Source organism: Phenylobacterium sp. (assembly GCF_036963605.1).
In the GTDB taxonomy this organism is placed as follows: domain Bacteria; phylum Pseudomonadota; class Alphaproteobacteria; order Caulobacterales; family Caulobacteraceae; genus Phenylobacterium.
Genome location: NZ_JBALUY010000002.1, coordinates 1 through 23,636, shown reverse-complemented (window position 1 = coordinate 23,636; position 23,636 = coordinate 1). Strand labels below are relative to the sequence as shown.

Genomic DNA, 23,636 nt, shown 5'->3' with positions numbered 1-23,636 from the left:
TTCAGCCGCCCTGGACTTCGAGGCGGGCCATGACGCGGGTCAGGCCTGCGCGGCCGACCAGGATCAGGAGCAGCGTCCAGAAGACCTGCAGGCCAAGGCCTGCCCAGGCCCATGCGCCGGTGAGCTGGCCCACATAGAGGCGCAGGGGAATATCCAGCATGCCGGCGAAGGGTTGCATCAGCAGGGCGGTCTGCGCCCAGTCGGGATAGAGGGCCAGCGGCAGGAGGTTGCCGGAGAAGACGATGAGCAGGGGATTGTAGAGCGTCACCGCTCCCCGGTCCGTCAGGGTGGCGGCGACCACGAGGTTGACCAGCATCAGCATGGCCGAGGACAGGGCGACCGCCAGCGCCAGACTGACGGTGAAGAAGGCCGCGGCTGCCAGGTCGGGGGGCGAGCCCCAGGCCCAGTCCGAAAGGCCCAGCAGCGGCAGGGCGAGACCTGCGGCGAGCAGCATCAGCGCGGCCCGCGGCGCGGCGCGGGAGACCATCCAGGCGCCGCCACGCACATACCAGAGCCAGTAGGTGTCCACTGGCCTCAGGCGGTCATAGGCCACCGAGCCAGTGCGGACCGCCTGAGCTATGTCGGGATCTGCGCCCCACGGAGTCAGGGCCAGAAGGGCCTGGGCCATCCAGACATAGGTGATCGCCTGAGCCAGGGTCATGGGCGAGGCCGCTGCCGCGCCAGGCGCTGCGGCGAAGAAGGCCGCATAGATCATCACCTTGATGCCGCCCCACCAGCACTGGGTGGCGAAGCCGGCGATGGCCGCGGCGCGGTATTGCAGCATCAGCAGGAAGCGGCTGGAGAAGGCGGCGAGGTAGGGGCGGACGGCGTCCATGGGCGGACTCAGGCCTCGCCCGCGCCATGCAGATCGTAGAAGCGGGCGATGACCTCTTCGATGGCCGGCTCGCCGACATGGATATCGACCACCTCATGCGCTGCCGCGATGGCCCCGATCAGGTTGGGCGTCGGCGTCTGGGCGGGATCGAAGGCGAGTTCCAGGGTCTGGCCCTGGCGGCTACGGATCTCGACGCCGGCCATGGTGATCTCCGGTGCGTCGTGGGCGAAGTCGATGACCAGACGCCGCTCGGCCAGGACATTGGCGCGCAGGGCCTCGAAGGGGCTGTCGGCCAGGACCTGACCATGGCCGATGACGATGACCCGCTGCGCCAGCGCCTCGATGTCGTGCATGTCGTGGGTGGTGAGCAGGACGGTGACGCCGCGTTCGCGGTTCAGCCGCCGGACCACCTCGCGGACGGCGAGCTTGGACGGGGCGTCCAGGCCGATGGTCGGCTCATCCAGGAACAGGATGTCGGGCTCATGCAGCAGGGCCGCGGCGATCTCGGCGCGCATCCGCTGGCCCAGCGACAGCTGGCGCACCGGCTGGTCCAGCACCCGCTCCAGGCGCAGCAGGGCGACCAGCTCGTCGCGGTTGGCGCGGTAGCGGGCGGGTTCGACGCGATAGATGTCGGCCAGCAGGTCGAACCCCTCGGAGACCGGCAGGTCCCACCAGAGCTGGCTGCGCTGGCCGAACACCACGCCGATCCTCGACACATGGGCGATGCGGTCGGTGAAGGGCACGCGGCCGTTCACCAGCACCACGCCGGCGTCAGGCTTCAGGATGCCCGAGAGGATCTTGATGGTGGTGGACTTGCCCGCGCCGTTTGGGCCGATGAAGCCCAGCAGTTCGCCCGCCTCCAGGGAAAAGGAGACGTCGCGCAGGGCCTCGACCGTGCGGTGGCGACGATGGACCAGACCCTTGACCGCGCCCAGCAGGCCGGGATCGCGTTCGGCGACGCGATAGGTCTTGGCCAGGTCCTCGACGAGGATCTGTGGCATGGGCGTTCGCCCGTGATGAAGATGAGAAGGAGGCGGACCCTAGAAGGCGCTGGCCTCCCTGGCAATGGCGCAGCTTGCCTCCACGGCGGAGGCGCAAGGAAAGTGGCGATGACGCATCCGTGAAGGGGCTTGACGCGTATCCACCTTAGCCGTCGCGCCGATCGCGGCCGCGCTGACTACGAGGGACTAGCTATGACCGACCCGAAAACCCGCATTCTCGCCGGCGCCTCCGCCATCGCCATGGCCTTCACCCTGGCCGCCTGTTCGCAGCCCGAAGAGCCCGCCCCGGACGCCGCGCCGATGGCGACCGCCGAGCCCGCCGCCATGGAGACCAACATCGTCGCCGGCGCCCAGGCCTCGCCCGACCACACCACCCTGGTGACCGCCATCCAGACCGCAGGCCTCGTGGAGACCCTGTCGGGTCCTGGTCCCTATACGGTCTTCGCCCCGACCAACGCCGCCTTCGACAAGCTCCCCGACGGCACGGTCGACACGCTGATGCAGCCTGACTCCAAGGACATGCTGACCTCGGTCCTGACCTATCACGTGGTGGCCGGTGAGATGATGGCCGCCGACCTGATGGCCGCCATCGAAGCCGGCGGCGGAACGGCCACCCTGACCACGGTCGAGGGCGACGAGCTGACCGCTACGATGGTGGATGGCGCCGTTCAGCTGACCGACGCTCGCGGCGGCACGGCCATGGTGACGGCCACCGATCTCGACCAGTCCAACGGCGTGATCCACGTGATCGACACCGTCCTGATGCCGGCCGAATAAGCCTAGCCGGCATAGTTGACTGAAGTTGGAGAAGGCCCCCGCCGCAAGGCAGGGGCCTTTTCTGCGCCCGGCTACTCGGCAGGGCGCGGAGCCACCGGCGGAACCAGCGGCTGGGGCACGTCGATCGCTGCAGATCCGGCCGTCGCCTGGGGCGCCAGGGTCTCGGCCCGGCGTGCGGCCAGGGCGGCCTTGGTCTCTTCGTAGGTCGCCCGGGTGATCTTGTAGCGGGCGTAGAAGAAGACGGCGATGAAGCCGGGGACGCCGGCCAGGATCCCGTCCCAGAGGGCCAGGTTCCAGATCACCTCGGCGGGGACCTCGCCCACCTTGGCCTTGGTGGGGAAGGCGATGAGGGTCAGGACGAAGCCGGCCAGGGCCGCGCCGATGGCCTGGTCGACCTTGGCGAAAAGGGCGCGGGTGGAGTAGAGCACGCCCTCCTGCCGCAGGCCGAATTTCAGCTCATTCTCGTCGGCGATGTCGGCCAGGGCCGACATGATGCTGATCGACAGGACGCTGGCGGCCCCATAGCTGAGCACCGAAAAGGCGATGAGGATGGCCAGCAGGTTGGGCGTCTGCGGCGTCAGCGCGCCCGCGAAGCCCATCAGGATCGGGATCGACGGGGCCAGGGCGTAGACGATGGCCGAGACGATGATGGTCGCCTTCTTGTCGAACCGACCGTGCAGCATGGCGGCGAACAGGAAGGCCGAGAGGTATCCGGCGAAGGAGCCGATGACGAAAAAGCGGATCTGCTCCGACCCGAGGTGCCAATAGTAGGTGTTGGTATAGAGGTGCAGGCCGCCGCGCAGGCCGATCATCATGCTGAGGAAGAAGTAGGCCACCAGCAGCCAGACATAGTTGATGTTGTTGAACGCCTTGCCGATGTCCTTGAAGAATTCGAAGGGGCTGTATTTCGGCAGGTTCTCCGGCGGCTTGGGCAGGTGCGGGATGCGGTCGCGGGTGAACCAGGCCGAGGCCGCCAGCAGGGCGAGCGCGATGCCCCCCATGATCACCGAGAACGGCCCGTAGGGCTCCGGATTCAGCAGGCCACGGGGATATTCCGGCGTCGCCTGGAAGAAGTAGGACAGCGCAATCCAGGTGGTGGCCGCTGCGCCTGCCCAGGTGAAGAAGCTGTTGTAGGACATCACCTTGGAGCGTTCGGTGTAGTCGCGACTGAGCTCGCTGCCCAAGGCCAGGTGTGGCGTATGATAGAAGGTCATCGACTGGCGCAGCATGACCACCGTCACGGCGAACCAGGAGAACAGCGCCCAGGTCCCCAGGCCGTCCGGCGGATTGAACACCGCCCACAGGGACAGGACGATGGGGATGGGGGCGAAGAACATGTAGACGTGGCGCCGGCCCCAGCGCGACTTGGTGCGGTCCGACAGCGACCCCACCAGGGGGTCGGAAATCCCGTCCAGGAACAGGCTGGCCGAGATGGCCAGGCCCGCCAGGTGGGCCTCAAGGCCGAGAACCTGATTATAGTAGAGCATGGCGTAGGAGCCGACGGAGAAGAGCGCGATGGACTCCGCGCCGCTGCCGACCCCAAAGGCGAGCTTGGTCTTGAACGGCAGCCGCTCGCTGACGCCCGATGAATTCTGGGCCAATTTCAAATCCTCCCCGAGCACGCTCTTAAAATGGATCGGCGCGTCTCTATCGGCTGAGCAAGCCCGAGCCTGACCCAAAGGTCAACTGGCCGGCAGGGCATACCGGAAGCTAGAGCATAGGGAGGCGACGCGGCATGGAAGAGGGAAGACAAGGATGATGGAGCACCCGCCGCTGATCGTCACCGCGGCCCTGGATGAGGGGAGTTTCGACTGGTTCGACGACCTGCGCCGGGCGCATTTTCCGAAGGCGCGCAATGTGGTTCCGGCGCACCTGACCCTGTTCCACGCCCTGCCGGGCGACCAGGAGCCCTTCATCGCCGAGACGCTGAAGGCGGCCTGCGCGCGCCGCGCGCCGATGACCCTGGCGGTGCGTGGGCCCTGGTTCATCGGCCGCGGGGTGGCCTATCGAATCGCCTCGGCCGAACTTGAAGCCATGCGCGCTGAACTGGCGCAGGCCGTCGGACCCTGGCTGACGCCCCAGGACCGCGCCCCCTTCCGTCCCCACATCACCATCCAGAACAAGGCTGACCCGGCCGAGGCGCGGACCCTGTGCGAGCGGCTGCAGCTGGAGTTCGAACCCTTCGACATCACCGCCGAGGGGCTGCTGGTGTGGCGCTATCTGGGAGGGCCGTGGGAGGCGGTGGCGCGGGTGGGGTTTGGGAGTGAGCCGTAAGGCTGTGAGCCGGCGGCGGATCGGGGTGGGCTCGTAGAAGACCTTTGGTGGGTCTGCTGCCGAGCGCGCTACCCAGCCTGCCGAGGCAGCGGTGTGCCGCTGACACTTCGCCCAGACCTGCTCCTATCGAGCGAGACTGGATTTCTTGTTGAACGACTTGAGCGCGTCGGCACCGACGATCGTACCGAAGACTGTGGACACCATGGTGCTATCGATCGGGACTCCTGTGATCCAAGCCAGAATGTGCATGACACCGAAAGTCATGGTCGGCGCGACGACGGCCAATTTTGCGCCTTCCGCCATGTAGTTAGTAAGCCTCTGGCGATTCTTCTCGATCGCTTCGACTGCCTGACGGGTCATGGCCCCGCGATCGATGGCTGCGATGAGTTCGCCGAGCTGCCCATGCAGTTCACGCAGGCACTGTACGGCGTCCGCTGTAACCGGATCGTTGAACCTCTTGCTTTCGATGATCGAGGCTAGAGAATCGATTTCTCTTAAGGCTACTGGTGCAACGCCGCGAACGATTGCGACTTGCTCCCGAATTGTCCTACGACCGGTCCACGCACTCGCATCATAGGTCTGGTCTGCATCGGTGACCTGCTGCTCTAGAGCTCCAATAATCGCGTCATAGGATTTCCGCCACTCGTCGTCCAAGATGCCAGGTGCGTCGCTGCGCACCGCGCTATCTCGATGTTTAAGCAATGCGCGTAGCAATTGAGCTTGTTGCCCAGCGGCAAGAGAGTGGAGAATCCGCCGCAGGCGCTTCGCCTTCGATCCTCCGTCAAGGGAATACCTCGGTGCTGTTGCGTCAATCCCAAGCTCATGCGCGATAAACTGATCAAAAGTTTTGTCGCTGAAGTCAAGAACGTAGCCCGTATTCATGTTAAGCACGCGCTCGACGACATGCATGTCGCTGGGACTGATTAGAGGTTTGGGGGGGATTGGCTCGGTCATGCTCAAGTATGCGGAGCCACTGCTGCCTTAGCTAGGGGGCTCGCGGCGTGTCCTGATCTTCACTGCTTGCCCTGGCCATCCCAGCTAAATGTCCGCCTCCAGGCTCTCCAAGGATGCTCCCTGCTGGCGCCAAGCTCCCTAGGCCCGCGTCTCGCGGAAACCGGTTAACGACGTTCGCTCCGGGCGTTGCACAAGGGCTTGCGGCCTTGAGCCTGTGAAGGGCCTAAACCGATTGCCCCGCGCTCCAGCCCGAGGCCCAGGCCCATTGGAAGTTGTAGCCGCCGAGCCAGCCGGTGACGTCGACGACCTCGCCGATGAAGTAGAGGCCGGGGACGTTCTTGGCGGCCAGGGTGCGGGAGTCGAGTTCGGCGGTGTCGACGCCGCCCAGGGTGACCTCGGCGGTGCGGTAGCCTTCGGAGCCGACGGGCTTGACCCGCCAGGCGTTCACCGCCTCGGCCAGGGGGCGCAGCACCTTGTCGGACTGATCGGCCATATTGCCCCTCGGCGCGTGGGTTTCGGTGAGGAACTGGGCCAGGCGCTTGGGCAGGAGTTCGGCCAGGATGGTGGCGGGCGCGGCCTTGGCGCGGCTGGTGCGGGCGGCGCGGAGGTGGGCGTAGACGTCCTGGCCCGGCGCCAGGTCGACGGCGATCTCCTGGCCTTCGCGCCAGTAGGATGAGGCCTGGAGGATGGCCGGGCCGCTCAGGCCCCGGTGGGTGAACAGCAGGGCCTCATTGAACCGGGTCTTGCCAGCGGCCACGGTCGCTTCGACGGCGACACCAGCCAGGGGGGAGGTGCGCTCCAGCAGCGAGGCCTCGAAGGTCAGCGGGACCAGAGCCGGGCGCGTCTCGGTGACCCGCAGGCCGAACTGCCGGGCCACCTCATAGCCGAAGCCGGTGGCCCCCATCTTCGGGATCGACTTGCCGCCGGTGGCGATGACCAGGCTCTGGCAGGTGATGGTCTGGCCCCCAACGGTCAGGGCGAAGCCGGTTTCGGTGCGGGCGATGGCGTCGATCTTGGTCTGCAGGCGCAGCTCGACCCCGCCCTTGGCCATCTCGGCAAGCAGCATGTCGATGATCTGGCGCGCCGAGCCGTCGCAGAAGAGCTGGCCCAGGGTCTTCTCGTGGTGGGCGATTCCATAGCGGTCCACCAGGGCGATGAAGTCCTTGGGCCGATAGCGCCGCAGGGCCGAGATGCAGAAGCGCGGATTCTCCGACAGGAAGTTGTTCGGCGTGGTGTTGATGTTGGTGAAGTTGCAGCGGCCGCCGCCGGAGATGCGGATCTTTTCCCCCGGCGCCTTGGCGTGGTCGAGGATCAGCACCTTGCGGCCGCGCTGGCCGGCCTGGGCCGCGCACATCATGCCGGCTGCGCCGGCGCCGGCCACGACCACATCATAGTTGGGTTCCATGGCCGCCTCTCTAGCGGAGAATCGCCGGCAGGGGGCAGGCGGAGCGGTCCTGGCTGGACATTTGGCCCCTGTAAGCCTACCTATCAGGTCTCGACATTTCGTCGCGCGACGCTCGACCCAGGTCTTTCATCTGCGCGGTTCGATTGAAGCTCGCCTCACAAGCGCCCCTCAGATGCATCGGTTCGCCGGGGCAGAGCGGGGCCGTTGGCGCGTCTGGACCGCATGGCGCCGCTCTTTGGGGCGCAGACCTGAACTAGCCCCTTCTGATGGTCGGGGCGCGGCCTGGGGGCCGACACGCCGGGCGTCGGCGGCCAGCAGGAGACGATACGTATGTCCAAAGAAGAGTTCATCGAGTTCGAAGGCGTGATCACCGAACTGCTGCCCGAGGGCCGGTTCCGGGTGCAGCTGGACAATGAACACACCATTCTCGCCTATACGGCCGGCCGCATGAAGCGGAACCGCATCCGTTCGCTGGTCGGCGACCGGGTCACGGTGGAGATGACGCCCTACGACCTGGAAAAGGGCCGCATCACCTATCGCCACAAGACTGAAGGCCCGCGCATGGGCGGCGGCCAGCGTCCGCAGTTCCGTCGCCGCTAAGGCGGGGCGTCTGGCGGAGCCGACAGCTCTGCAATAACGCGAATTTCATTGGGGCTGCGGCGCGGCGCCGCTATTGATGAGCGCCTTCCCCTACCGACGACTTCAGCTCGAGGGCCATTTTGACCCTGGCGTGGATCGCCCTACTGCCGTTCATCGGCGCGCTCGCGCCGGCGCTGACCATCCGCCTTGGCCGCAACGCCTGTGCGCTGGCTACAGGGCTCGTGACGGCGAGCGCCCTCGTCCTGCTGTTGAGCCTCGCCCCCCAGGTGATGGCCGGGGAGGTGGTGAGCACGAGGATCGCCTGGTTCCCGACGCTCGGCCTGAACCTCAACTTCTTCCTCGATGCGCTGGGCCTGATGTTCGCCGGGATGATCCTGGGCATTGGCCTGCTGGTGATCATCTATGCCCGGTTCTATCTGGCCAAGAGCGATCCCATGGGGCGCTTCTTCGCCTTCCTGCTGCTGTTCCAGGGGGCGATGGTCGGCATCGTCCTGTCGGACAACATCCTGCTGCTGCTGATCTTCTGGGAGCTGACCAGCCTCTCGTCCTTCCTGCTGATCGGCTACTGGCGCCATTTGCCGGAGGGACGCCAGGGCGCCCGCATGGCCCTGACGATCACCGGAATGGGCGGGCTGTCGCTGATCGGCGGCCTGCTGATCCTGGGCCAGATCGCCGGCTCCTATGATCTGAGCGTCATCCTGCAGAGCGGCGCGGCCATCCAGGCCTCGCCCATGTACCTGCCGGCCCTGCTGCTGATCCTGGGCGGCTGCTTCACCAAGTCGGCCCAGTTCCCGTTCCACTTCTGGCTGCCCCACGCCATGGCCGCGCCAACGCCGGTCAGCGCCTATCTGCACTCGGCGACCATGGTGAAGGCCGGCGTCTTCCTGCTGGCCCGCCTTTGGCCGGCGCTGTCGGGGACGGAGGCCTGGTTCTATCTGGTGGGCGGGGTTGGCCTGGTGACCATGGTGTTCGCCGCTGTCGTCGCCCTGTTCAAGGACGACCTGAAAGGCCTGCTGGCCTATTCGACCATCAGCCACCTTGGCATGCTGACCTTCCTGTTTGGCCTCGGCACGCCGGCCGCGGCGGTGGCGGGCGTCTTCCACATCATCAACCACGCCACCTTCAAGGCGGCCCTGTTCATGAACGCCGGCATCGTCGACCACGAGGCCGGCACCCGGGACCTGCGCAAGCTGGGCGGCCTCGTCACCCTGATGCCCATCGCCGCGACCCTGGCGGTGCTGGCCGGGGCGGCCATGGCGGGGATCCCGCCGCTGAACGGCTTCATTTCCAAGGAGATGATGCTGGAGGAGGCGGTCCACAGCTCGGCCTTCGGCCTGCCCTGGCTGATCCCGGCGATGGTGATGGTCGGCATCCTGTTCTCGGCCGCCTACGCCTTCCGCTATGTGGTCGGCGTCTATTTCGGGCCTAAGCGCGAGAGCTATCCCGCCAAGCCTCATGACGCGCCGTTCGGCATGTGGGCGCCCTCGGCCGTGCTGGTGATCCTGGCGGTGGCCATCGGCCTGGCGCCAGCCCTGGTGGCCGGGCCGCTGGTCAACGCCGTGGCCGCCGCGGTGACCGGAGGCGCGGCCGGCGAGAAGCACCTGGCCCTGTGGCACGGCTTCAATGTTCCGTTCGCCATGAGCCTGGCGGCGATCGTCGGCGGCGCCATCCTGTTGGCCCTGCACCGGCATGTCGCGCGGATCTGGACGGCTGTCGGCCTGCCGGAGGCCAAGAGCCTGTTCGACAGGACGGTGGCGGCCGGCGCAGGCGGCGCGCGCGATGCGACCGAGGGGCTGCACAACGGCTCCCTGCAGCGCTACCTCGCGATCATCCTGGGCGCCGCCATCCTGGCTGCGGCGGCCGGCTTCCTGAGCGCCCCCCATGTGGAGGGGCTACGCCCGACGCTGGCCGCGCCCGGGGCGGCGATTATCGGCTGGGCGCTGCTGATCGGCGGAACCGCCGCCGTGGTGCTGGGCCATCGGCAGCGCTATCTGGCGCTGATCTTCATCAGCGTGATCGGCTCGATCGTCTCTCTGGGCTTTGTCTATCTGTCGGCGCCGGATCTCGCCCTGACCCAGATCTCGGTGGAGGTGGTGACCATCCTGCTGCTGCTGCTGGCGCTCAACCTGATGCCCAAGACGACCCCGGTGGAGAGCAGCCCGGCGCGCCGCACCCGCGACGGGGTTCTGGCGACCCTCGGCGGCCTGGGCATGGCCGGCGCCACCTGGGCGCTGCTGCGCCGGGATGGGCCGCCGTCGATCTCTGAGTTCCACTGGGCCAATTCCTATTCCGGCGGCGGCGGCACCAATGTGGTCAATGTGATCCTGGTGGACTTCCGCGGCTTCGACACCTTCGGCGAGATCATCGTCCTGGGCATTGCGGCCCTGACCATCTTCGCCCTGCTGGAGACCGCCGACCGCGGCGCCTCGGGCCAGCGGCTGGCCAACTGGGAGCCGGACCAGCGGCGCAGCCCCGAGCGTCATCCGATGATGCTGGTGGTGGCCACCCGGCTGCTGCTGCCGCTCGCCTCGGTGGTCGGCCTCTACATCTTCCTGCGCGGCCACAATGAGCCCGGCGGCGGCTTCATCGCCGGCCTGGTGGTCTCCATCGCCCTGCTGATGCAGTACATGGCCTCGGGCTATGCCTGGTCGAACCGCCGGCTGCCGGCCGACCACCACGCCCTGATCGGCTTTGGGGTGACGGTGGCCGCCCTGACCGGGCTCGTCGCCATGGCGCTTGGCGCGCCCTTCCTGAAGAGCGCCTATGAATATGTCTCCATCCCGCTGATCGGCGATGTGGGCCTGTCCAGCGCGCTCGCCTTCGACATCGGCGTGGCCTTCACGGTGGTCGGCGCGGTGATGCTGGCCCTGCACCACCTGTCGGGCGTGGCGCGGCGGGCCGAGAAGGAGGCCCCCAGCGAGTACGCCATGGACGTCGATCCAAGCCGGCCGCCTGCGCCCACTCCTGGAAGCGAGGGCGCATGAGCATCGAGTTCCTGGTGGCCTCGGCGGTGGGCGTGCTGTCGGCGGCCGGCATCTATCTGGTGTTGCGCGGGCGAACCTTCCCGGTGGTGCTGGGCCTGGCCTTCATGTCCTACGCCATCAACGTCTTCCTGTTCGCCTCGGGTCGGCTGGTGGTGAACCAGCCGCCGATCTACGGCAAGGATGTGGCGGCCTATACCGACCCGCTGCCCCAGGCCCTGGTGCTGACCGCCATCGTCATCTCGTTCGGCATGACCGCCCTGGTGGTGGTGCTGTCCCTACGCACCTTCCTCGAGGCCGGCACCGACCAGGTGGACGGGGCAGGCGACATCGACGCCGACGCCGAGGGACCTGCGTCCGATCTTCCGGTTCGACGGGACGTGGAGGCGGCGCCGTGAACCCGTGGATGGTCGCGCCGATCCTGATACCGGCCCTGCTGGCGCCGTTGATGCTGCTGTTCCTGCGGCATCGGCTCATAGCGTCGCGGACCCTGTCCCTGACCGCCTGCCTGGTTCTGCTGGCCGTGAGCGGCCTGCTGCTGGGACAGGCCTCCACCGGACAGATCGATGTCTACGCCATGGGCGACTGGATGGCGCCCTTTGGCATCGTGCTCGTGCTCGACCGGCTGTCGGCCATGATGCTGGTGACCACGGCGCTGCTGGCCCTGGCGGTGATGGCCTATGCGGTGGTGAGCGGGCTGGACCGAAAGGGCTGGCACTTCCACCCGCTGTTCCAGTTCCAGCTGCTGGGCTTGAACGGGGCGTTCCTCACCGGGGACCTGTTCAACCTGTTCGTCTTCTTCGAGGTGCTGCTGATCGCCTCCTATGGCCTGATGCTGCATGGGGGCGGGGCGGCGCGGCTGAAGGCGGGCGTGCAGTACGTCGTGGTCAACCTGGTGGGGTCGACCCTGTTCCTGGTGGCCGTCGGCCTGCTGTACGGCGCCACAGGCACGCTCAACATGGCCCATATGGGCGAGCGGGTGGCCCAGGCTCCGGCCGGCGACCACGCCCTGATCCTGGCCGGCGGGCTCCTGATGGTGGCGGTGTTCGGCCTGAAGGCGGCCCTTGTGCCGCTGCACTTCTGGCTGCCGCGGACCTACGCCTCGACCTCGGCGCCGACGGCGGCGCTGTTTGCGATCATGACCAAGGTTGGCGCCTACTGCATCCTGCGTTTCACCACGACCACCTTCGGCGATGGCGCAGGCGAACTGGCCTGGGCCCCCGCGCCATGGCTGCTCCCGGCGGCGCTGGTGACCCTGGTGCTGGGGTTCATCGGCGTGCTGGGCGCCCGTCACCTGCGCAAGATGGCGGCCTATTCGGTGATCGGCTCCATGGGCACGCTGCTCTGCGCCCTGGCCATGTTCACGCCGGAGTCGACGGCGGCGGCGCTCTACTACCTGCCGCATTCGACCTTCTCAGCAGCGGCCCTCTTCCTGCTGGTGGACGTCATCGCCGCGCGACGGGGAAACTATGGGGACACCCTGGCCCCGAGCCCACCGTTCGCGCAGGCTGGCGTTCTGTCGGGCCTGTTCTTCCTGGCGGCCATCGCCGTGGTTGGCCTGCCGCCCCTGTCGGGCTTTCCAGGCAAGCTCCTGATCCTCGACGCGGTGCGGGCATCGCCCGGCGGCTGGTGGGTATGGGGCGGCATCCTGGGGACGACGGTGATCAGCATGCTGGCCTTTGCGCGGGCCGGCAGCGCGATCTTCTGGAAGAGCGCGGCCACCGAGGGCGAGGTGAAGGCGGCCGAGCCCGTGGCGCCCAGCGCCTCGGCGGCGATCGTGGCGGCCCTGCTGGCGGCCCTGGCCGTTCTGACCATCGCCGGCGGGCCGGTGACGGATTATCTGAATGCGACGGCTGCGCAGCTCTATGACCTGCAGGCCTATCCTGACGCCGTCCTGGCGCCATCGAGGGGCGCGCCATGATCAAGAAGCTGCTGCCGCACCCGGCGCTCACCGTCACCCTGATCATCGTCTGGATGCTGCTGGCCAACGGCCTCACGGTGGGCGGTCTGGTGCTGGGAGTCGTGGTCGGCGTGGTCGTGCCGATCCTGACCAGCCCGTTCTGGCCCGACCGGCCGAAGTTGCGCTTTGGTCCGCCGACCTGGTTCTATCTGGGCCTTGTAGTCTGGGACATTATCACCGCCAGCTTCCAGATCGCCATGATCGTGCTGTTCAAGCGGTCGAAGGATCTGCGGTCGGCATGGCTGGTGGTGCCGCTGGACCTGCGCAGCCCTGAGGCGATCACCATGCTGGCCGGGACGATCAGCATGACGCCGGGCACAGTGTCCTGTGACGTCTCGTCCTGTGGGCGAGCCCTGCTGGTCCATGCCCTGGACACCGCCGACCCCGCGGGCGAGGTCGACCGGATCAAGAGCCGCTATGAGGCGCGGCTGAAGAGGATCTTCGCATGATCGAGATCGCTGTCCTGTTCGCCATCTCCTGCGTGGGGCTGGCCATGGCCCTGAACTTCTGGCGCCTGGCCCGGGGGCCAACCACCGCCGACCGGATCCTGGCGCTGGACACCCTGACCATCAACGCCATCGCCCTGATCGTGCTAATGCAGATTCAGCAGGGCTCGGCGGTCTATTTCGAGGCCGCCCTGCTGCTGGCCATGGTGGGCTTCGTGGGCACGGTGGCTTACTGCAAGTTCCTGCTGCGCGGCGATATCGTGGAGTGACGATGATGGACGCCGGCCCCTTCGAAATCCTGATCTCGGCCCTGCTGGTGCTCGGCGGCGTCTTCGCCCTGGTGGGCTCCTGGGGCCTGGCGCGGATGCCGTCCCTGATGACCCGCCTGCATGGGCCCACCAAGGTGACGACCCTGGGGGTCGGCTCGCTGCTGGTGGCCTCGATGATCTTCTTTCCGGCGATCCAGGGGAGCTATTCGGCCCATGAGTTGCTGATCACCCTGTTCCTGTTCCTGACCGCGCCGATCTCGGCCAACATGATCGCCAAGGCCCACCTGCACCGCCAGGGGCGGCTGATCGATCCCAATCCCATGGACGACATCGCCGAGGGCCTCCCCAAGACCGGGCTGGGGACGGGATGGGCGACTTTCCAAGGCCTGGAGACCGATCAGCTCAACATCCCGCGCTGAATCCTTGCCCCCACGGTGGGAATCCGGGATGGATCGCCGCGATGACAAATGACCCCTTCTTCCAGCGGCAGGATGGCCGCTTTCTGCCGACGCCGGCCTGCCGCGGCCCGTGGAACCCCCAGTCCCTGCATGGCCGGGTGATCGTCGGCCTGCTGGGCCATGTGCTTGAGGCCGAGCATGGGGAGCCTGATTTCATCCCCGCGCGCCTGACCGTGGACATGTACCGCCTGCCGGACTTCTCACCTGTGGAAGTGACCACCCGGGTGGTGCGCGAGGGCCGGCGCATCAAGGTGGTGGACGCCGAGTTCATCAGCGGCGGCGTCAGCATGGGTCGGGCGAGCTGCCAGTTCCTGCGCCGGACGGAGAACCCCGAGGGGACTGTCTGGACGCCGGGGAACTGGAACGTGCCGGCGCCGGCCGACATCCCGCCGCCGGAAGACAAGCGCATGGGCATGGGCGGCATGTGGGCCATGCGGCGGATCACCGGCGACTTCGGCGAGGTTGGCGTCAAGCGGACCTGGATGAGCGAGGTGCGCGAGCTGGTGGGCGGCGAGCCCCTGACGCCCTTCACCCGTGTGGCGGTGGCCGCCGACTTCGCCAGCCCCTTCGCCAACGCCGGCGACAAGGGGCTGGCCTATATCAACAGCGATGTGACGGTCTATCTGCACCGGCTGCCAGCCACCGAGTGGATCGGTTTCGAGGTGGTCAACCACGGCGCCAGCGACGGCGTCGCGGTGGGGGAGTGCTTCCTCTATGACGAGCAGGGGCCGATCGGCTCGGCCGCCTGCACGGCGCTGGCCCAGGTGATGAAGCGCTGAGGCTGGCCCTGGTTTAGGAGACGCTGACCGCCCGGCGGCACTCGGCGGCGAAGCCTGCGGCGATGCCGGCCGGCGGCGGCATGTGCGGTCCGAGCTCCTGGTTTCCGTAGACCGCGCGGATCGCCTTGGCGTCTTCGAGGCGATCGAGGAAGTCTGTCGAGATGTCGGCCTCTGCCTGCACGCCAGGGCCTGAGGCGGTGGGGTCGGCCACGAACACGAACAGGGTGTCGTCCAGCCCGACGGTCAGGCGTTCTTCGCTGCCGATCGGGGTGAAGCCTTCGATGGCCAGGGTCATGACAGCAGGATTGCGGATGCAGCCCAGGCGCAGGATAGGCGCGCCGGCGGCGTCGCTGAGGAGGAGGGCTATGCCTTCGCCATTGGATGCGGTTCCCCAGGAGATGCCCGGCTGGGTGACCTGGGCCGGCGGCGGGGCCTCGGCGGGCGTGGGCGGCGCGGCGGCGGGCTCTTTGGCAGGCGAGCAGGCGCAAAGCGCCAGGGCCGCGATGGCGGCGGTCCCAAAGGCGGATTTCATGGGGAGGCTCCTTCCCCCGCCATAGGGGGCAGGGGAAGGGCGGCGTCAAGGCTCGCCGTCAGCTTCGGCTGTTCATCTCGTCGCCGGCATCCTGGGGCAGCCGGACATAGAAGATCAGGGAAATGAAGGTGATGGCGCCGATCACCAGGAAGGCCGGCGAGATGGTGGCCGCGGTCATCTGGTCCTCGCCGGCCATCTGGGTGAAGGCGTGGATCAGGGTGGCGGCCAGGCCGATGCCCACCGATTGGATCAACTGTTGGGCCATGGCGGACATGGTAGAGGCGCGGCTCATGCGGTCCTGCTCGATCTCGGCATAGGCCAGGCCATTGAGGCTGGTGAACTGCAGGGAGCGGAAGAAGCCGCCGGCCAGCAGGACCAGCATGATCACCCAGTGCGGGGTGTCAGGTCGGAAGAGGGCGTAGGCGAGGAAGAAGCCGCCGGTGATCACCGCGTTGACGATCAGCACCCGGCGGAAGCCGAAGCGACGCAGGATCGGCGGGGCGGTGGTCTTCATGATCAGGGCGCCGGCCGCGCCGACGAAGGTGAGCAGACCCGCGGCAAGCGCGGTCATGCCGAAGGCGACTTGCAGCAGCATGGCCAGCATGAAGGGCGTGGCCCCCATGGCGATACGCATGAAGGCGCCGCCGATCACGGCCGCCTGGAAGGTGTTCAGCCGGAAAAGGGAGAGGTCCAGTATGGCGTGCGGGGTCCGCCGGGCATGCCAGGCGTAGAGCCAGAGCATGGCGAGACCGCCGAAGAACAGGCCGGCCACGGCGGCGGCGGGGAGGATGTCGCGGCCGAGGTTCTCGAAGCCGAAAATCACGCAGGCGAGGCCGACGCCGGTGAGCAGCATGCCCCTCCAGTCCAGGCGCTTGGCGTCCTGGAGGGCGACATTGGGCACGAAGCGCAGGACCAGCAGCAGGCCCACCGCGGCGATGGGCAGGTTCATGAAGAAGATCCAGGGCCAGTCCCAGAAGGTGACGATGAAGCCGCCCACCGGCGGGCCGATCACCGGACCCAGCAGGGCCGGCATGGTCAGGACCGACATGGCGCCGACCAGCTCATTCTTGGGCGTGGTGCGCAGCAGGACCAGGCGGCCGACGGGCGCCATCATCGCGCCTGCGGCGCCCTGAAGAAGCCGGGCGCCGACCAGCTCCATCAGGGAGTCGGCGAATCCGCAGAGGGCCGAGGACAGGGCGTAGAGAGCCATGGCCAGGACGAAGATCCGCTTGGCCCCGAACTTGTCGGCCGCCCAGCCGCTGATGGGCAGGAAGACCGCCGCGGCCAGCAGGTACATGGTGATGGCCAGGTTCAGGCGCAGGGGATCCTCGCCCATGTCGCGGGCCATGGCCGGCAGGGCGTTGGACAGCACCGTGGCGTTCAAGGTCTGCATCATCAGGGCCGAGCCGATGACGGCGGGCACGATCCAGCCGCGGCTCAGGGCTGCGGCGCGCTCCTCGGCAGTGGCGACGACGGGCTTGTCGGGGTCGGCGGAGGTGTCGATGGCGGAGACTTCGGTCATGGCTGGGCCTCGACCAGGGCTGTGAGCGGACCGGCAGCAGCGTGCAGGGCCTGTCGCGCGTCGGGACCCAGCACGCTGAGCCGGGCGGCGAGCCAATCGTTGCGCCGTCGCCTGGCGTCAGCCAGGGCGGCCATGCCGGCCGGCGTGATGGTCAGGCCTGAGCGGCGACCATCGGAGGCGTGGCTCAGCCGACTGATCCAGCCGGCGGCCTCCAGGCGCTTGATGTGGGTGCTCATGGCTGGCCGCGACATCTGTTCGGCGTCGGCCAGGTCGGAGACGCCGACGCCGGGCTGGCGCTTGATCTCCACCAGCAGCAGGACGTCGAGGGCCGAGAGGCCGGCCTTGGCGGCCTCCTGCCGCAGGCGGCGCGACACCCGCAGGAGGGCGGGGCGCAGAAGCTCGGCGAGCTGGTCGGGGTCGAGGGCGGACTCAGGCGACATGAGGCGATCTAGTTAAGTAAGTGAACTATCTATTCGCCTAGATAGACCCCTGGCGCCTCAGGTCAAGGGCGGTGGTGGGCTCTGTCGGGGGTGGGCGTCGCGCCTTAGCGGCTCAGCCGGAGCATGTTCCGATCCTGCGGACGGAACATGCTCCAAGGCGAGGGTCAGGCGGTCGGCTGCGCCGCAATGAGCGCATTGTCGATCTCGTCGGCGCGTCGAGCGGCCGGGCGCTGGAGATGGCGCTCCACATAGGTTTCGAACGCTGGGCGCTTCCCGATCGTGTCGAAGTTCATCCCCCAGGATAAATGGGAGGCGAGATAGAGGTCGGCGGCTGTGAAGCCGTCGCCCACAAGATAGGCGCGATCCTTAACCGCGCCCTCGATGGCGCCCAGCACGTCCTCGATGTGGCCGAAGCCTAGCATGCGGCTCTGTTCCGTCGTGGGTTCGAAGCTCACCGCCTTGGCGCCCACGGCCTGTTCGATCGGGCCGGCGCCGAAGAACAGCCATCGATAATAGGGTCCGCGGAGCTTGCTGTGCGCGGGGGGCGCAAGCCCGGCCTCGGGGAAGGCGTCGGCGAGGTAGGCGCAGATGGCGGCGCATTCGGTGACCACCACCCCGTCGTGAACGATGGCCGGCACCTTCCCCATGGGATTGATGGCCAGATAGTCGGCCGCCTTCGCATCTCCGGTCTCCCAGCGCAGGACCTTCGTCTCATAGGGCTGGCCGACCTCTTCGAGCATCCAACGGATGATGCGGCCGCGCGACATGGGGTTGGTGTAGAAAACGAGGTCCGACATGGTTGGGCTCCTGTTGATGGCCACCACATAACCGGTGACTGCTGACAGCGACGTGGCAGCAGTCGTTCCCCGCTGAGCTCGGGCGGCGACAATCAGCCGGGCGAGGTCGGGCGCAGGACGGGCGGAACCCAGCCGTCCTCCAGGGTCTTGGCCGGGTGGGAGGCGGTGACATGGCCCATGAAGGGCGGCCAGATGTCGTAGCCCAGCAGGGCCTGGAGACGGGGCGTCATCTGGCGGACCTGCTCGCGGGGGACGCCGAGGAAGTAGTTCTCCTGGGTGCGGGCCCAGGGCTGGCAATACTGGTTGGTCAGGGCCAGGCGCCGAGCCGATGAGCGGTTGGCGCCGCCCCGGTGAAGCATATGGCCCTGGAAGACGATGGCCGAACCGGCCGGCATGACCACGGGCTCCAGGCGGCTGGCGGCGTCGGGGTCCTGGCTGAAGGCCGCCACCTTCTCGTCGCTCCACAGATGACTGCCCGGCAGGATGTCGGTGGCGCCGTTCTGGTCGGTGAAGGGGTCGATGGCCACGATGACGCTGAGGCTGACCGGCGGGCGGGGGCGCGGCAGGCGGTAGAAGCTGTCGTCATAGTGGACCCCTTGCGCGGCCTCGCCGGGCTGGATGGCGATGGCCTGGCTGGCGGTCAGCAGATAGCCGGGCAGAAGGAAGCGATCGAGGAGGGCGAGGATGCGGGGGTCTTCGGTCAGGTCCTCGAACACCTTGCCCCGGGCCACCAGGGTATAGACCCGCTCGGTGGCGAAGCCTTCGAAGGCGTTGCGCCCGCGGTGACCGCCGAGGTGCGGGGCCAGCGCGTCGCGCACCTGGGCCAGGGCCGCCTCATCCAGCAGGTTATCCAGGCGGGTGTAGCCGTCGGTGGTCATGCGTGCGGCATGCGCCTCCACGTCGAAGGTGGCGGTCGGCAGGTCCATGGCGTGCTCCCAGGCATCTCGCGCCTCTGACGGGCGCGTCGGGGGCAGCATAGACTCGGCCTAAGGCAGGGCGCTACGGACGGCGCGCAGGGCGCAAAGGGCGGCGCAGGCCTCGTGAGACAGCAGGGACAGCCGACGACGGGCGGTGAGCGAGGTCTGGTCGGCCAGGCCGCGGGAGGCGACTTCCCGCAGGGACTCGGCGTGCTGGTCGAGGGCGCGGGCGGCGCGCTGGAGATCGCTGAGCGCCGATTTCAGGAGGCCCTCGGGGGACTGGGCCCAGGCGTTGGCGCTGGCCAGACGGCTCTCAGAGAGGTGGCGGACCTGGTCGGGGCTGCGGCGACGGGGCGGCTCGGGCGTGAGGCCCGACCAGGCGACGCCCCAGGCGCGGTTGGCCTGGCCGTGGCGCCAGACCTGCTCATCGGCATGGTCGAGGGCGGCGTAGATCGCGGGGAGTTCAGGGTCAATCGCGGACTGCGGCATGCCAAAACTGTATAATATATACAGATATCTGCAATCAGAAGTGTCGCCTTCAGATGGCCGACTGGATGATGCGCCGAGCCTGAAAGGGGGGGATGATGGCGGTGATGTGGGCGGCCCAGCGCAGGCGGGCGTCCTGACGGGTGGGGCCGGCCACGCTCTCCAGATCGAACAGACCCGAGCGGGAGCCGCGAAGCAGACGCTTGACCAGCACCTCGTCGGTATCGATCTCGACCACCACCACATGGCCCAGCATGTCCGGCGTGGGCGGGGTGCGTTGGTCTTCGAAATAGATCAGGGCGCCGTCGTCGGCCAGCCCCCGCATGGAATGGCCAACGACCCGCAGGGCCGCGGCCTTGTCCGTGCCGCCAGGCGGGATGGGGGCCAGATCCCCAGCATCCTGGCCGGTAGCGAACAGAACGACCCCATCGGGATTGGCGCCGACGCGGCCGAGGATCGGGACGTAGCCGGCAAGCGCCGAGGCGCGCACGGGGCCGGCGGCGTCATAGAGCCATTCGGCGCTGACCCCGAAGGCGGCGGCGTACTCCTTGGCCTTGCGATAGGAGAAGGGGGCGTTGCCGTTCTCGTTGGAGGCGTAGGTGTTGCGGTTCCAGCCGAACGCCTCGGCCGCCGCGGCGGCGGTCTCGTGCCCAGCGTCGAGGCGGGCCTGGCGGAGGCGGTCGGACCGTTCGTTCATGGCCGTGGTCTAGCGCAACTCTGGATAACTGTACATAGCCTACAGTTTCCGCTTGCCGGATGTATGTATGAAAAATACAGTCTGCCCATGCAACAGACACATCCTGTCCGGGCCGCGGCCCGAAGCCCCACCAGCCTGGGGGACTACGCCAATCTCCGCCGCGGGGGGACCTCGCCGGGCAAGGCGCGGGCGCTGCTGCGGCTGGAGGACCGCGAACTGGCGCGGCTGGAGCGCGCCTTCCGCGGGCAGGTGGCGCGCGGGGCGGGTGAGGCCCAGCCGCGCTTCGCCCGTCACGAGCTCCACGTGGCCAAGGTGATGGCGCAGGGCGGCTTTGCGGCCCTGACCGAGACGCGGGTCGGGCGGAACGGCGTGCATGTAGGTCTGCCGCTGGTGTGGCCGGAGGCCGGGCGATGAGCGGGGCGCCGGGTGACGCCGGCAGCCTGGTCGCCCAGGCCCTGGGGCATCGGACGCCGGGCGACCGGGCGCAGTTCCTGAAGGAGCTGCTGGCCCATACGGCGGCTGGGCTGGTGATCCTGGAAGGGGAGCGGGCGGCCAGCGAGGCGGTCTATCGACTTGCCGATGCGGTGGTGTCGCGGGGGCGGCCTTGAGGGGACAGATTTTCGATCCGGCGGCGCGCACCCGGGCGCGACTGCGAAACTTGGAGATACGGGCCAAAGACCGGGCGGAGGCTGTGGCGGTGGCCGAGGGGGTGGCCGAAACCGTGGGCCTGTCGGAGGCCCGCGGCGCGGCGTTCGAGGGGCCGTCGTCGGCTGGCCGACCCTATCGCCGGCAGGCCGGGCTGGACTGGCTGGCGCGCAAGGGCAGGATCACTGCGGCCCAGAAGACCGCCGGGGAGCGCTATGGCGCCCTCTATCGCCGGGCCGCGCGGGACGGCGCCATCCGCTCGACCCTGGACGTGCGGCCGGGCGGCGGCGGCCCGGCGGGTCCGGGCGCTCGCGAAGAGACGCTGCTGATGGCGGCCGAAGGCTCGGCCCAGGCGGCTGCGCGGCTGGCGGCGATGCGGGCGAGGCTCTGGGACCAGACCGACCTGGTGAGCGCCTGCGATCTGGTCTGCGGCCAGGAACTGACGCCCCGGGAAGCCGTGGCCAGCGAGCGGGAAGTGGGCCGCATCGAGGCGCTGCTCGGCGTTGCGCTGGATGTGCTGGCGAGTGGGCGTGGTTGAGGGGGCGCTCGCTTCTAAATGGCCTTGATCGTCTCTCATTTGAGATACAAAATGAGAATGTCTCTAGGAGCGCTAGCTATGGCCGTGCAAACCTCAATGCTCCATGTGCGCGTGGACGAGCAGCTCAAGGCCGACGCCTCGGAGAAGCTCGCCCGTGTCGGCCTCACGGTCTCTGACGCTGTTCGCATCCTGCTGACCCGCATCGCCAGGGAGGGGGGACTGCCGGCCGGACTTACGTCCGATCCGGAAGCGCACGACGCTTGGTTCCGCGCCAAGGTTCAGGAGGCGCTGGCTGACACAAGCCCAGCAGCGCCTCATCGGCAGGTGATGGATGAAGCCCAGGCGCGGATCGACCGGAAGCGCCGTGACCGCCTGGTCGATTGAATGGCGCGAGGCGGCGCGCGCAGACCTGCTTGAGATCCTGGACTACATATCCGACGACAATCCCGACGCCGCACAGCGGCTGATAGACGAGATTGAGGTCAAGGTTTCCAGGCTGGCCAGCGGCCGAAGCTCTATCGGCCAGGACGGGTCGCCGGTACGCGCGAGATGGTTGTCCGGCCAAACTACATCGTGGTCTATGCTGAGAATGATCGCGCGGTGGTCATCCTGCGGGTGCTTCACGCGACCCAGCAATGGCCGTCGGGCTGACGGGGCTCGGGGCGTGACATTCTCAGTTCACCGTGTGGCTTCTGACGACGCCGGTGGCGATGAGCTCAAGGATTTTCGGCGGTGGGAAGGCGTGAGGCCGTAAGAGGTCTCGGACCAATCTCAGGCCTGGTTGGGTTTCGAGCCAGGCTGCCGTCAGGCTCGCCGCCGTCGCCTGGCGGCGGAGGATGGCGTCTGGGTCGGCGGTGTCGAGGTCGTTGGCGGCGTAGCGGGGATCTGTCGCCGGGGTGACGATCACTGGCGGGGCGCCGAACTGGTCGGCGGTGATGTCGACGATCCAGCCCTGACAGGTCACCCAGGCGTGGCTCTCCCAGCGACCGTGGACGAGGAAGCCGAAATCGCCGATCTGGGAGGTCTCGGATAGACGTGGGACGCCGTTCGACCAGACGGCGTCATAGCCTTCGCGCCGAAGGGCGTCGTGGACGAACAGGCTGGTGCGACCGCAGGCGCCGGCCGACGGGGTGGGACCGCGGCGCCAGGGCCCGGCGGCCAGCCAATCGTCCCACACCGGCTCCATGAAGCGACGAAGGCGTGTGGCCATCTCATAAAGGGGTGAGGGCGGGACGTCTTCGAGTGTGGCGGTTATGGTCATCGGTGCGTCGCGCCGCGTCTCTAGCAGATCGATCATGACAGATTACGCCTCCTATATGATCTGCACCGCCCCGCGCAGCGGGAGCACGCTGTTGTGCCGGTTGCTGGCGGAGACGGGGGTGGCGGGGAAGCCGGCGTCTCATTTTCATGAGCCTGCCCTGGCCGAATGGACGCGGCGGCTGGGGGTCGAGCCGGACGCCGCCGCCTCGGAGCGCGAAGTCGTCGAGGCCTGCATCCATGCGGCCCTGGCGCGGGGGCGCAGCGACAACGGGCTCTTCGGGCTGCGCCTGCAGCGGCCGAGCTTCGACTTCTTCTTTTCCCGGTTGGCCCTGGTCCATGCCGACGAACGCTCGGAGCGGGCGCGGTTTGAGGGCGTGTTCGGGCGCACCCTGTTCATTCATCTCTTCCGGGCCGACAAGGTCGATCAGGCGGTGTCCTGCCTGAAGGCCGAGCAGACCGGCCTTTGGCATGTGGCGGCCGACGGCTCGGATCTGGAACGGGTCGGGCCGCCCCGCGCGCCGGAATATGACGGCCAGAAGCTGCAAGGCTGGGTGAAGGCCATGACAGGCTATGACCGGGACTGGAATGCGTGGTTCGACGCTGAGGCGATCACGCCGGTCCGCATCGCCTATGACGACCTGTCGGCCGATCCGAAGGGAGCCGTGCGCCGCGTCCTGGAGGCTTTGGCGCTCGATCCCGCGCCGGCCGATCGGGTTTCGCCCAGCGTCCGGAAGATGGCGGACGACACCAACCGCGACTGGGCGGCGCGGTTTCGGGCGGAGGCGGGTCTGGCCTCCTCAACGGAGTGAGGGCTCATCGGGAGCCACGCTCTGGACGCCGCCGGGTTGGCCTGCGCAGCCTAAGGGGAGCCAGACAGGGGAGATGACCATGAGCGACGGGATCAGAGACGGCGGGTGCCGGTGTGGGCAGGTGCGGTTTCGGGTGAGCGAGGGGCCGAAGGTGACCATGGCCTGTCACTGCCGGGGCTGCCAGCAGATGACGGCGAGCGCGTTTTCGCTGAGCGCGCTGTTTGCCGCCGAGGCCTTCGAGGTGACGGCGGGCG

At 68.0% G+C, this 23,636-nt stretch carries 29 protein-coding genes and 1 pseudogene; 17 read left to right on the top strand and 13 right to left on the bottom strand.

The features are described from left to right. Window position 1: 1 nt before the first annotated feature. Both V7702_RS00875 and V7702_RS00870 read right to left on the bottom strand, forming a co-directional pair. The gene (locus V7702_RS00875; RefSeq protein WP_335648256.1) at window positions 2–835 is read right to left on the bottom strand and encodes an ABC transporter permease; all 834 of its coding nucleotides are present in this window, start codon (window positions 833–835) and stop codon (window positions 2–4) included. Window positions 836–843: 8 nt separating this feature from the next. Beyond that, window positions 844–1,836, bottom strand: coding sequence for an ABC transporter ATP-binding protein (locus V7702_RS00870; RefSeq protein WP_335648255.1), 993 nt, complete (start codon window positions 1,834–1,836; stop codon window positions 844–846). Window positions 1,837–2,028: 192 nt separating this feature from the next. Between V7702_RS00870 and V7702_RS00865 the strand changes: the two genes are divergently transcribed. Continuing rightward, window positions 2,029–2,613 carry a fasciclin domain-containing protein gene (locus tag V7702_RS00865; RefSeq protein ID WP_335648254.1) on the top strand — a complete coding sequence of 195 codons (585 nt, stop codon included), beginning with the start codon at window positions 2,029–2,031 and terminating at the stop codon, window positions 2,611–2,613. Window positions 2,614–2,684: 71 nt separating this feature from the next. On the opposite strand, the gene V7702_RS00860 is transcribed toward V7702_RS00865, so the two are convergent. After that, window positions 2,685–4,214, bottom strand: coding sequence for an MFS transporter (locus V7702_RS00860; RefSeq protein ID WP_335648253.1), 1,530 nt, complete (start codon window positions 4,212–4,214; stop codon window positions 2,685–2,687). A gap of 154 nt (window positions 4,215–4,368) precedes the next feature. On the opposite strand from V7702_RS00860, the gene V7702_RS00855 reads away from it, so the two are divergent. Next, window positions 4,369–4,887, top strand: coding sequence for a 2'-5' RNA ligase family protein (locus V7702_RS00855; protein ID WP_335648252.1), 519 nt, complete (start codon window positions 4,369–4,371; stop codon window positions 4,885–4,887). 123 nt (window positions 4,888–5,010) lie between these two features. Here V7702_RS00855 and V7702_RS00850 read toward each other — a convergent pair whose 3' ends face one another. Further along, on the bottom strand, window positions 5,011–5,841 hold the full coding sequence (locus V7702_RS00850) for a hypothetical protein (RefSeq protein ID WP_335648251.1): 831 nt from the start codon (window positions 5,839–5,841) through the stop codon (window positions 5,011–5,013). 223 nt (window positions 5,842–6,064) lie between these two features. After that, the gene (locus V7702_RS00845; protein ID WP_335648250.1) at window positions 6,065–7,246 is read right to left on the bottom strand and encodes an NAD(P)/FAD-dependent oxidoreductase; all 1,182 of its coding nucleotides are present in this window, start codon (window positions 7,244–7,246) and stop codon (window positions 6,065–6,067) included. A 330-nt stretch (window positions 7,247–7,576) separates the two neighbouring features. Here V7702_RS00845 and infA point away from each other — a divergent pair, with 330 nt between their 5' ends. The 8 genes from infA (at window position 7,577) to V7702_RS00805 (ending at window position 14,739) form a co-directional block, all read left to right on the top strand. Next, on the top strand, window positions 7,577–7,846 hold the full coding sequence (infA, locus tag V7702_RS00840) for a translation initiation factor IF-1 (RefSeq protein ID WP_300574777.1): 270 nt from the start codon (window positions 7,577–7,579) through the stop codon (window positions 7,844–7,846). Between the two features lie 119 nt (window positions 7,847–7,965). Next, window positions 7,966–10,830: a monovalent cation/H+ antiporter subunit A gene (locus V7702_RS00835; RefSeq protein WP_335648249.1), complete on the top strand. Its 2,865-nt coding sequence runs from the start codon at window positions 7,966–7,968 to the stop codon at window positions 10,828–10,830. After that, window positions 10,827–11,225 carry a Na+/H+ antiporter subunit C gene (locus V7702_RS00830; protein ID WP_335648248.1) on the top strand — a complete coding sequence of 133 codons (399 nt, stop codon included), beginning with the start codon at window positions 10,827–10,829 and terminating at the stop codon, window positions 11,223–11,225. Before V7702_RS00835 ends, V7702_RS00830 begins: the two co-directional genes overlap by 4 nt. Further along, window positions 11,222–12,748 (top strand): monovalent cation/H+ antiporter subunit D, encoded by a 1,527-nt coding sequence (locus tag V7702_RS00825; RefSeq protein WP_335648247.1) that lies wholly within the window; start codon window positions 11,222–11,224, stop codon window positions 12,746–12,748. Before V7702_RS00830 ends, V7702_RS00825 begins: the two co-directional genes overlap by 4 nt. Continuing rightward, window positions 12,745–13,236: a Na+/H+ antiporter subunit E gene (locus tag V7702_RS00820; RefSeq protein WP_335648246.1), complete on the top strand. Its 492-nt coding sequence runs from the start codon at window positions 12,745–12,747 to the stop codon at window positions 13,234–13,236. The genes V7702_RS00825 and V7702_RS00820 overlap by 4 nt, the downstream gene beginning before the upstream one ends. Continuing rightward, entirely contained in the window at window positions 13,233–13,502 is a 270-nt protein-coding gene (locus tag V7702_RS00815; protein WP_335648245.1) for a K+/H+ antiporter subunit F, read from the top strand. The genes V7702_RS00820 and V7702_RS00815 overlap by 4 nt, the downstream gene beginning before the upstream one ends. 2 nt (window positions 13,503–13,504) lie before the next feature. After that, window positions 13,505–13,921 carry a Na+/H+ antiporter subunit G gene (locus tag V7702_RS00810; protein ID WP_335648244.1) on the top strand — a complete coding sequence of 139 codons (417 nt, stop codon included), beginning with the start codon at window positions 13,505–13,507 and terminating at the stop codon, window positions 13,919–13,921. Window positions 13,922–13,962: 41 nt separating this feature from the next. Then, window positions 13,963–14,739 carry a thioesterase family protein gene (locus tag V7702_RS00805; protein ID WP_335648243.1) on the top strand — a complete coding sequence of 259 codons (777 nt, stop codon included), beginning with the start codon at window positions 13,963–13,965 and terminating at the stop codon, window positions 14,737–14,739. 13 nt (window positions 14,740–14,752) lie between these two features. Here V7702_RS00805 and V7702_RS00800 read toward each other — a convergent pair whose 3' ends face one another. The 7 genes from V7702_RS00800 to V7702_RS00770 form a co-directional block, all read right to left on the bottom strand. Beyond that, entirely contained in the window at window positions 14,753–15,271 is a 519-nt protein-coding gene (locus V7702_RS00800) for a hypothetical protein (protein WP_335648242.1), read from the bottom strand. 58 nt (window positions 15,272–15,329) lie between these two features. Next, window positions 15,330–16,793, bottom strand: coding sequence for an MFS transporter (locus tag V7702_RS00795; RefSeq protein ID WP_335648241.1), 1,464 nt, complete (start codon window positions 16,791–16,793; stop codon window positions 15,330–15,332). Further along, window positions 16,790–17,233: a MarR family winged helix-turn-helix transcriptional regulator gene (locus tag V7702_RS00790; protein WP_335648240.1), complete on the bottom strand. Its 444-nt coding sequence runs from the start codon at window positions 17,231–17,233 to the stop codon at window positions 16,790–16,792. Before V7702_RS00790 ends, V7702_RS00795 begins: the two co-directional genes overlap by 4 nt. Window positions 17,234–17,397: 164 nt before the next feature. Continuing rightward, on the bottom strand, window positions 17,398–18,030 hold the full coding sequence (locus V7702_RS00785; protein WP_335648239.1) for a glutathione S-transferase family protein: 633 nt from the start codon (window positions 18,028–18,030) through the stop codon (window positions 17,398–17,400). 92 nt (window positions 18,031–18,122) lie between these two features. Further along, on the bottom strand, window positions 18,123–18,956 hold the full coding sequence (locus V7702_RS00780; protein WP_335648238.1) for a phytanoyl-CoA dioxygenase family protein: 834 nt from the start codon (window positions 18,954–18,956) through the stop codon (window positions 18,123–18,125). 60 nt (window positions 18,957–19,016) lie between these two features. After that, on the bottom strand, window positions 19,017–19,436 hold the full coding sequence (locus V7702_RS00775) for a hypothetical protein (protein ID WP_335648237.1): 420 nt from the start codon (window positions 19,434–19,436) through the stop codon (window positions 19,017–19,019). A gap of 49 nt (window positions 19,437–19,485) precedes the next feature. After that, window positions 19,486–20,130, bottom strand: coding sequence for a S24 family peptidase (locus tag V7702_RS00770; RefSeq protein WP_335648236.1), 645 nt, complete (start codon window positions 20,128–20,130; stop codon window positions 19,486–19,488). Between the two features lie 87 nt (window positions 20,131–20,217). Between V7702_RS00770 and V7702_RS00765 the strand changes: the two genes are divergently transcribed. From V7702_RS00765 to V7702_RS16865, 5 genes and pseudogenes are all read left to right on the top strand, one after another. Then, the gene (locus V7702_RS00765) at window positions 20,218–20,544 is read left to right on the top strand and encodes a hypothetical protein (protein ID WP_335648235.1); all 327 of its coding nucleotides are present in this window, start codon (window positions 20,218–20,220) and stop codon (window positions 20,542–20,544) included. After that, complete coding sequence (locus tag V7702_RS00760) at window positions 20,541–20,738, top strand: hypothetical protein (RefSeq protein ID WP_300574762.1); 198 nt, start codon at window positions 20,541–20,543, stop codon at window positions 20,736–20,738. The genes V7702_RS00765 and V7702_RS00760 overlap by 4 nt, the downstream gene beginning before the upstream one ends. Next, complete coding sequence (locus V7702_RS00755) at window positions 20,735–21,313, top strand: hypothetical protein (protein WP_335648234.1); 579 nt, start codon at window positions 20,735–20,737, stop codon at window positions 21,311–21,313. Before V7702_RS00760 ends, V7702_RS00755 begins: the two co-directional genes overlap by 4 nt. Before the next feature lie 78 nt (window positions 21,314–21,391). Then, window positions 21,392–21,697 (top strand): type II toxin-antitoxin system RelB/DinJ family antitoxin, encoded by a 306-nt coding sequence (locus V7702_RS00750; protein WP_335648233.1) that lies wholly within the window; start codon window positions 21,392–21,394, stop codon window positions 21,695–21,697. Then, window positions 21,645–21,964, top strand: a pseudogene (locus tag V7702_RS16865) (type II toxin-antitoxin system RelE/ParE family toxin). Before V7702_RS00750 ends, V7702_RS16865 begins: the two are co-directional and overlap by 53 nt. 22 nt (window positions 21,965–21,986) lie before the next feature. On the opposite strand, the gene V7702_RS00735 reads toward V7702_RS16865, so the two are convergent. After that, window positions 21,987–22,610, bottom strand: a complete 624-nt coding sequence (locus V7702_RS00735; RefSeq protein ID WP_335648231.1) for a hypothetical protein — start codon at window positions 22,608–22,610, stop codon at window positions 21,987–21,989. On the opposite strand from V7702_RS00735, the gene V7702_RS00730 reads away from it, so the two are divergent. Together V7702_RS00730 and V7702_RS00725 are read left to right on the top strand one after the other, a co-directional pair. Further along, window positions 22,609–23,382 (top strand): Stf0 family sulfotransferase, encoded by a 774-nt coding sequence (locus tag V7702_RS00730; RefSeq protein ID WP_335648230.1) that lies wholly within the window; start codon window positions 22,609–22,611, stop codon window positions 23,380–23,382. The genes V7702_RS00735 and V7702_RS00730 overlap by 2 nt on opposite strands. Window positions 23,383–23,455: 73 nt before the next feature. Continuing rightward, window positions 23,456–23,636 (top strand): GFA family protein (locus V7702_RS00725; protein ID WP_335648229.1); only part of this gene is annotated, 181 nt, incomplete at its 3' end.

What these genes read in the sequence shown, in the direction of transcription:
- V7702_RS00875 (WP_335648256.1), bottom strand. Translation starts at nt 835, where the DNA reads ATGGACGCCGTCCGCCCCTACCTCGCCGCCTTCTCCAGCCGCTTCCTG.
- V7702_RS00870 (WP_335648255.1), bottom strand. Translation starts at nt 1,836, where the DNA reads ATGCCACAGATCCTCGTCGAGGACCTGGCCAAGACCTATCGCGTCGCC.
- V7702_RS00865 (WP_335648254.1), top strand. Translation starts at nt 2,029, where the DNA reads ATGACCGACCCGAAAACCCGCATTCTCGCCGGCGCCTCCGCCATCGCC.
- V7702_RS00855 (WP_335648252.1), top strand. Translation starts at nt 4,369, where the DNA reads ATGATGGAGCACCCGCCGCTGATCGTCACCGCGGCCCTGGATGAGGGG.
- V7702_RS00850 (WP_335648251.1), bottom strand. Translation starts at nt 5,841, where the DNA reads ATGACCGAGCCAATCCCCCCCAAACCTCTAATCAGTCCCAGCGACATG.
- V7702_RS00845 (WP_335648250.1), bottom strand. Translation starts at nt 7,246, where the DNA reads ATGGAACCCAACTATGATGTGGTCGTGGCCGGCGCCGGCGCAGCCGGC.
- infA (WP_300574777.1), top strand. Translation starts at nt 7,577, where the DNA reads ATGTCCAAAGAAGAGTTCATCGAGTTCGAAGGCGTGATCACCGAACTG.
- V7702_RS00830 (WP_335648248.1), top strand. Translation starts at nt 10,827, where the DNA reads ATGAGCATCGAGTTCCTGGTGGCCTCGGCGGTGGGCGTGCTGTCGGCG.
- V7702_RS00820 (WP_335648246.1), top strand. Translation starts at nt 12,745, where the DNA reads ATGATCAAGAAGCTGCTGCCGCACCCGGCGCTCACCGTCACCCTGATC.
- V7702_RS00815 (WP_335648245.1), top strand. Translation starts at nt 13,233, where the DNA reads ATGATCGAGATCGCTGTCCTGTTCGCCATCTCCTGCGTGGGGCTGGCC.
- V7702_RS00810 (WP_335648244.1), top strand. Translation starts at nt 13,505, where the DNA reads ATGATGGACGCCGGCCCCTTCGAAATCCTGATCTCGGCCCTGCTGGTG.
- V7702_RS00805 (WP_335648243.1), top strand. Translation starts at nt 13,963, where the DNA reads ATGACAAATGACCCCTTCTTCCAGCGGCAGGATGGCCGCTTTCTGCCG.
- V7702_RS00800 (WP_335648242.1), bottom strand. Translation starts at nt 15,271, where the DNA reads ATGAAATCCGCCTTTGGGACCGCCGCCATCGCGGCCCTGGCGCTTTGC.
- V7702_RS00795 (WP_335648241.1), bottom strand. Translation starts at nt 16,793, where the DNA reads ATGACCGAAGTCTCCGCCATCGACACCTCCGCCGACCCCGACAAGCCC.
- V7702_RS00790 (WP_335648240.1), bottom strand. Translation starts at nt 17,233, where the DNA reads ATGTCGCCTGAGTCCGCCCTCGACCCCGACCAGCTCGCCGAGCTTCTG.
- V7702_RS00785 (WP_335648239.1), bottom strand. Translation starts at nt 18,030, where the DNA reads ATGTCGGACCTCGTTTTCTACACCAACCCCATGTCGCGCGGCCGCATC.
- V7702_RS00780 (WP_335648238.1), bottom strand. Translation starts at nt 18,956, where the DNA reads ATGGACCTGCCGACCGCCACCTTCGACGTGGAGGCGCATGCCGCACGC.
- V7702_RS00775 (WP_335648237.1), bottom strand. Translation starts at nt 19,436, where the DNA reads ATGCCGCAGTCCGCGATTGACCCTGAACTCCCCGCGATCTACGCCGCC.
- V7702_RS00770 (WP_335648236.1), bottom strand. Translation starts at nt 20,130, where the DNA reads ATGAACGAACGGTCCGACCGCCTCCGCCAGGCCCGCCTCGACGCTGGG.
- V7702_RS00765 (WP_335648235.1), top strand. Translation starts at nt 20,218, where the DNA reads ATGCAACAGACACATCCTGTCCGGGCCGCGGCCCGAAGCCCCACCAGC.
- V7702_RS00760 (WP_300574762.1), top strand. Translation starts at nt 20,541, where the DNA reads ATGAGCGGGGCGCCGGGTGACGCCGGCAGCCTGGTCGCCCAGGCCCTG.
- V7702_RS00750 (WP_335648233.1), top strand. Translation starts at nt 21,392, where the DNA reads ATGGCCGTGCAAACCTCAATGCTCCATGTGCGCGTGGACGAGCAGCTC.
- V7702_RS00730 (WP_335648230.1), top strand. Translation starts at nt 22,609, where the DNA reads ATGACAGATTACGCCTCCTATATGATCTGCACCGCCCCGCGCAGCGGG.
- V7702_RS00735 (WP_335648231.1), bottom strand. Translation starts at nt 22,610, where the DNA reads ATGATCGATCTGCTAGAGACGCGGCGCGACGCACCGATGACCATAACC.